This is a genomic window from Streptomyces glaucescens, assembly GCF_002154375.1.
GTDB classification, from domain to species: Bacteria; Actinomycetota; Actinomycetes; order Streptomycetales; family Streptomycetaceae; genus Streptomyces; species Streptomyces glaucescens.
The window spans coordinates 1-6,522 of record NZ_MUND01000569.1 but is presented as its reverse complement, the minus strand read 5'-3'; the positions used below and the strand labels follow the sequence as shown (position 1 = coordinate 6,522).

Here is a 6,522-nt window from a genome sequence, read left to right as displayed (position 1 = left end):
GTGCGGGGGGTCTCGGGGGCGCCGCACGCGGCGAGTGCGGCGCCGAGCGCACAGACGGCGGCGATACGTCGTACGAGAAGGATCATCGTATGAACGTAAGGGGGTGAAGCGGGCGAATCGGACCCGCGCCGCCGTCGGTGCGCTCAGCGCCCGCCGGAAGTCACCCGGCCGGACGGCCGGGGCCGGACGCTACCGGCGCCAGGGGCCCGTCACCGCGAACGTCGTCCCGGGCGTGTAGCAGTTGACGTACATCGTCCGGCCGTCCGGGGAGAAGGCGACGCCCGCGAACTCGCCCCACTCCGGCTCCTCCTCGGTGCCGATGGCCTGGCGGTTGCGCGCCATCTCGTACACCTCGCCCTTGCGGGTGACGCCGAAGACGTGCTGCGCCCCGTTGCCGTCCTCGCAGACCATCAGGCCGCCGCTGGGCGCGAGGCAGATGTTGTCCGGGGACTCGCCGGGCAGCTGCACGTCGGTGTCCGGGCCGAAGACGACCACCAGGGTGAGGTGCCGCCGGTCGGGGGTGTAGCGCCAGATCTGCCCGAAGTGGTCGGCGGCCGACCCTTCCTCGCTGCGGGCGTACGACGACACGAAGTAGACGCTGCGCCCGCCCCAGTAACAGCCCTCCAGCTTCTGGGCGCGGGTGATGCCCTTCCTGCCGTAGTCCTGGAGGCGGACCGAGGTCTCCTTGGCCAGCGGGTCGGGGACGTCCACCCACTCGACGCCGTCGAAGCGGGCGCCCGGCTCCCGGACGGCCGACAGGTCGGGCACGCCGGGCACCCGCATCGCCTGGAGACGCCCGCCCGCGCGCAGCGCGCCGGTGCCGCCGAGCGGCTTGTTCGGCAGGAAGCGGTAGAAGAGGCCGAAGGGCTGGACGAAGGCGTCCTCGGTCTCGTAGACGATGCCGTTCCTCGGGTCGACGGCGACCGCCTCGTGCTGGAAGCGGCCCATCGCGGTCAGCGGGACCGCCCCGGTGCGGCGCGGGTCGGCCGGGTCGACCTCGAAGATGAACCCGTGGTCCTTGGCGTAGCCGTTGGTGCCCGCCCGGTCCTCGGTCTCCTCACAGGTCAGCCAGGTGCCCCAAGGGGTGGGCCCGCCCGAGCAGTTGACGGCCGTGCCGGCGACGGCGACCCGCTCGGACAGCACGTTGCCGCGGGCGTCCAGGGTGAGGGCCGTGCAGCCGCCCTTGCCCGCCGGGTCGTAGGTCAGGCCGTCGACCGTGGGGACGCCGAGGCGGGCCGTCGCGCGGTTCTCGTGGTTGCGGACCAGGTGGACCCGGCCGCCGCGGCCGGGCAGCGCGGCCATGCCGTCGTGATGGGAGGGCACCTTGCCCTCACCGGAGCGCAGCGGGTCGCCCTCGCGGGAGAGCACCTTGTAGCGGAAGCCCTCCGGCAGGTCGAGCAGGCCGTCCGGGTCGGGGACGAGCGGGCCGTAGCCGGTGTGGCCCACATGCTGGGCGGCGGCCGTGCCCGCGAACAGCTCGGAGACGGCTCCGGTGAACGCGATGCCCACTCCCAGGGCACCGGTGCGGGCGAGGGCCTGACGGCGGGACACAGACATGGATGAACCTTCCTGCTGGCGGACAGGACAGTTGATCCGCTGTGTCTACCATCTACCGTGCGTCACGGGAACAACACGCGTAGCACCTTCATGGGTCGAGCGCGGGCGGAGGGCCCGGTTCCGTGGTCCGTTCCGCACCCGGTTCCGCACGGTGTCCCGCCCCCTGGTCCCCGCCCCGCTCCAGGAAACGCAGCAGCTCCACCGGGATCGGCAGTACCAGAGTGGAGTTCTTCTCCGCGGCGACCGCCATCACCGTCTGGAGCAGGCGCAACTGGAGGGCGGAGGGGGCGTCGGCCATCTGATGGGCGGCCTCGGCCAGTTTCTTCGACGCCTGCAGCTCGGCGTCGGCGTTGATGATCCGGGCCCGGCGCTCCCGGTCCGCCTCGGCCTGCCGGGCCATGGAGCGCTTCATGGTCTCCGGCAGCGACACGTCCTTGATCTCCACCCGGTCGACCTGGACGCCCCAGCCGACGGCGGGACTGTCGATCATCAGCTCCAGGCCCTGGTTGAGCTTCTCCCGGTTGGAGAGCAGATCGTCGAGGTCGCTCTTGCCGATGATGGAGCGCAGCGAGGTCTGAGCCATCTGGGAGACGGCGAACTTGTAGTCCTCGACCTTGACCAGCGCGCTCTGCGCGTCGACGACCTTGAAGTACACCACCGCGTCGACCCGCACGGTCACGTTGTCCCGGGTGATGCCCTCCTGGGCCGGCACCGGCATCGTGACGATCTGCAGATTGACCTTGTGCAGCCGGTCGACGAACGGGACGATCATGGTGAACCCGGGGCCGCGCACGCCGTCCAGGAGCCGGCCCAGCCGGAAGACCACCCCGCGTTCGTACTGCTTCACGACCCGCGCCGCCGCCGCGACGTAGACCACGCCCGCGGTACCGGCCACCGCGACCGCTCCGAGCAGCTCCTCCACCATGACGACCCCCTCGTCCAGAGGCCCGAAGCCCAGAGGCCCGAGCCGAGAAGCCCGGAACCCGGATGTCTGAGATGTTCGATGGTGTCACGATATGCCCGACGCCCGGTCCGGGGCCACGGTGGGCCCCGGCCGGGCGCCGGGCGGGACGATCGTGCGCGACGCCGCGCGGGATCGAGCGATCAAGCGATCAAGGCGCCGGAGGACCGGGCGTTCGGGCGATCAGGCGGCCATGGTGAGCTTCACCGGTTCGATGCCGCTGTGGCTGTGCCGCTCGGCCCAGCTCTCCAGCGCCGTGCGGCAGGCGTGGTCGAGGTGGTGCAGACCCGACAGGTCCAGCTCGACCGGGCGGTCCTGGGGCAGCGACTCCAGACTGCCGAGGATCTTCGGCAGCCGCAGGAACGTCGCGTTGCCCGACAGGCACGCCTGGACCGGACCGGCGCCCTTGTCGACGACCTCCAGCTTGACGTGCGAGGCCTCCCAGGCGGTCTTGACGACCGACAGGGCGATACCGATGAGGACGCCCTCGAACATGTTCACCGCCACGATCGACACCGCGGTGACCACGAGGATCAGCGCCTCACCCCGATGTCCCCGCCACAGCGCGGCGATCTGCCGGAACGGGATCAGCTTCCAGCCCGCGTGGACCAGGATGCCGGCCAGCGCGGGCAGCGGTATCAGGGCCAGCGCGGACGGCAGCAGCGCCGCGAACAGCAGCAGCCAGACGCCGTGCAGCACCCGGGACGCCTTGGTCCTGGCGCCCGCCGCCACGTTCGCCGAGCTGCGCACGATCACCGCGGTCATCGGCAGCGCGCCCAGCGCGCCGCACACCGCGTTGCCCGCGCCCTGCGCCATCAGCTCCTTGTCGTACTCGGTGCGCGGACCGTCGTGCAGCCGGTCCACGGCCGCCGCGCTGAACAGCGACTCGGCGGACGCGATCAGCGTGAAGGCCAGCACGGTGCCGAGCAGCGCCGGGCTCGCCAGCTCGCCGAACGCGTCGAGGCCGGGCGGCTGGACGGAGTCCAGCAGGCCGTTCACCTCGACCGTGGCCACCGGCAGGCTGAGCGCCAGGGTGGCCACCGTCGCCAGGGCCACCGCGGCGAGCGCGCCCGGCACGGACTGGGCCTGCTTGGGCAGCTTCTTCCAGCCGACCATCACCGCGATGGTGCCCGCGCCGACCGCCAGCGAGGCCAGCGCATCGGTGCTGCCGAACGCGTCGACGGCCGCCCCGGGCAGCCCGAGGATCTTGTCGACACCGGAGGCGGGCGCCTTCAGCCCCGCCGCCGCGTACAGCTGCCCGGCGATGATGACCAGACCGATACCGGCCAGCATGCCCTCGACGACCGAGAGGGAGATCGCCCGGAAGTAGCGCCCCAGCTTCAGGGCGCCCATCACGAGCTGGAGCAGCCCGGCCGCGAGCACGATCACGCCGAGCGCGGGCAGCCCGAACTCCTGCACCGCCTCGAAGACCAGCACGGTCAGTCCGGCCGCGGGGCCGGACACCTGAAGGCTGCTGCCGGGCAGCAGACCGGTGACGATGCCGCCGACGATGCCGGTGATCAGGCCGAGTTCGGCCGGTACACCGGAGGCCACGGCCACGCCGACGCACAGCGGCAGCGCGACCAGGAAGACGACGAGGGAGGCGGCGAAGTCCTGCCTGAGGTAAGGGTTCTTGGTCATGGCGGGACTCACAGCGCCTCGAACGCGTCGGTGTCCGCGCGGTGTTCGCGGACCCGGCCGGTGTGCACCTCGTAGTACCAGCCGCGCAGCCGGAGCCGGCCGTCCGCCAGCCGCCGCTCCACGCACGGGTAGGACCGCAGCCGGAGCAGCTGGGACAGCACGTGGTGCTGCACCGCCTCGGCGACCTCGGGGTCCGCCGGGTCGGTGGCCTTCGGCTCGTCGGCGGCGTGCGCCAGCCAGTCGCGCACGGCGGGCACGGTGGCGAGGTCGTCGCCGCGCACCAGCGCGCCGACGGCACCGCAGTGGGAGTGCCCGCAGACCACGATGTCCTGGACGCCGAGGACCTCCACGGCGTACTCGATGGTGGCCGCCTCGCCGGTGGGGGTGCCGGAGGCGTACGGGGGCACGATGTTGCCCGCGGTGCGCAGCTCGAAGAGCTGGCCGGGACGGGCGCCCGTGATCAGGGCCGGGACGACCCGGGAGTCGGAACAGGTGATGAACAGGACCTCGGGGGACTGGCCTGCCGCGAGGTTGGCGAACTCCTCAGGGCGCTGTCCGAACGTGCGGGCGTTGTCGATGAGGGGCTGCATGGTGTGGTGACTCCTCCTGGCGCGCCGTGGGAGCGCGTCGGGCGTACATGACAGAGGTGTGTGTGGGGGGTCGCTCTGCTGATCAGCAGCGGAACACCTGGAGTGCGGCCGGAGTGTGGGATCTGGAGAGCCTCGACGCGTGGTCGCGCACGACGCTGGGCGCGGGCGTGTCGAGTCCGGCCCCTGGTTCCGGGTCCCGGGGCGGGAGCGGCCGTCCGGCCGTCCCGGGTGGGGACCCGGTGGTGCGGTGGCGGTCGCGGTGGGGCGGGGGACCGGTCGGGTCCCCGCAGAACGGACCGGCGTGCAGCGCGGGCGACTCGGGGGCCGGCGCCGTAGCGGAAGGGGTGATTCCAGCCTGGGCGCCGCCCGTGCGGGGGCGATCCGCATGCGCGTGTGCGAACGATGCGGAAACGGCGAGGAAGCCAAAAGTGAGCAGCACGGCGGTGGAGTACCGCAGTGCGGTCCGTACCGTCGCAGCTCGGAACATACGTTCCCTTCCGCCCAGTTCACGTCTCTAGTCCGGACCAACGGTTGGTCAACGGCTGGTCAAGAAACACGTTAACCCTGCAAAGTCGTTTGCAGGGTTAACTCAATGTTTCCAGCGGGAGAGAGCCCTAAAAGTGAGGGGTATTTGGCCGGAAGCTGATCTTGATCATGACGTAGTACTCCGGTAAGGCCTACGGGGCTTCCCCGGGCGCCACCAGGCGCTTGGCGTCACGGGCCAGCGCGGTCAGGCGCGAGATCGCCCGGAAGTACTTCTTCCGGTAGCCGCCCTTCAGCATCTCCTCGCTGAACAGCCGGTCGAACGGCAGCCCGGAGGCGAGGACCGGGACCTCGCGGTCGTAGAGCCGGTCCGCGAGGACGACGAGCCGCAGCGCGGTCGACTGGTCGGGCACCGGCCGGACCCCGGTCAGGCAGACCGCCTTCAGCCCGTCCGTGAGCGCGCCGTAGCGGCTCGGGTGCACGCGGGCCAGATGGTCCAGCAGCCGCGGGAAGTCGTCGAGGGAGGCGCCCTCGGTGGCGCGCGCCGCCTTCGTCACCTGCTCGTCGGAGAACGGGGCCGGGGCCTGCGGCAGACCGCGGTGGCGGTAGTCCTCGCCGTCGATGCGCAGGGCGCGGAAGTGCGCGGACAGGCCCTGGATCTCGCGCAGGAAGTCGGCCGCCGCGAAACGGCCCTCGCCCAGCTTGCCCGGCAGGGTGTTGGACGTCGCGGCGAGTGCGACACCCGCCTCGACCAGCTTGCCCAGCAGCGTCGACACCAGGACCGTGTCGCCCGGGTCGTCCAGCTCGAACTCGTCGATGCACAGCAGGCGGTGCCCCGACAGGGTCCGCACCGTCTGCTGGAAACCGAGGGCGCCCACGAGGTTCGTCAGCTCCACGAACGTGCCGAAGGCCTTCAGGGCGGGCTCGGCGGGAGTGGCGTGCCAGAGGGAGGCCAGCAGGTGGGTCTTGCCCACGCCGTAGCCGCCGTCGAGATAGACGCCCCGGGGGCCGGCCGGGGCCTTCGGGGCCTTCGCCCTGCCGAAGCCGAGGAAGCCGCGCCGGACCGTGCCCTTTCCGCCGGCGCGCGCGCCGCCGAGACCCGCCGCGAAGGACTCCAGGACGTGGACGGCCTCGGTCTGGCTGGGCTGGTTCGGGTCCGGGATGTACGTGCTGAAACGGACCGAGTCGAACCGGGGCGGGGGGACCATCTCCGCGACGAGGCGCTCCGCGGGGACGTGGGGCTCGCGGGCGCACAGGGAGAGGGGTGCTGCCGGGTCGGCTATCGGCGGG

General features: G+C 72.0%; 5 protein-coding genes. All 5 read right to left on the bottom strand.

Annotation, left to right across the window (positions count from 1 at the left end):
* Positions 1-189 precede the first annotated feature (189 nt).
* Positions 190-1,557, bottom strand: coding sequence for a PhoX family protein (locus tag CCN42_RS32035; protein ID WP_086740857.1), 1,368 nt, complete (start codon positions 1,555-1,557; stop codon positions 190-192).
* Between the two features lie 88 nt (positions 1,558-1,645).
* Entirely contained in the window at positions 1,646-2,482 is an 837-nt protein-coding gene (locus CCN42_RS32030) for a slipin family protein (RefSeq protein WP_245877564.1), read from the bottom strand.
* A gap of 219 nt (positions 2,483-2,701) precedes the next feature.
* Positions 2,702-4,159: a SulP family inorganic anion transporter gene (locus CCN42_RS32025; RefSeq protein ID WP_086740855.1), complete on the bottom strand. Its 1,458-nt coding sequence runs from the start codon at positions 4,157-4,159 to the stop codon at positions 2,702-2,704.
* An 8-nt stretch (positions 4,160-4,167) separates the two neighbouring features.
* Complete coding sequence (locus CCN42_RS32020; protein ID WP_086740853.1) at positions 4,168-4,749, bottom strand: carbonic anhydrase; 582 nt, start codon at positions 4,747-4,749, stop codon at positions 4,168-4,170.
* Positions 4,750-5,426: 677 nt separating this feature from the next.
* A complete protein-coding gene (gene zapE, locus CCN42_RS32015; protein WP_086740858.1) occupies positions 5,427-6,515 on the bottom strand; it encodes a cell division protein ZapE in 1,089 nt (362 codons plus the stop codon).
* Between the last annotated feature and the right edge of the window lie 7 nt (positions 6,516-6,522).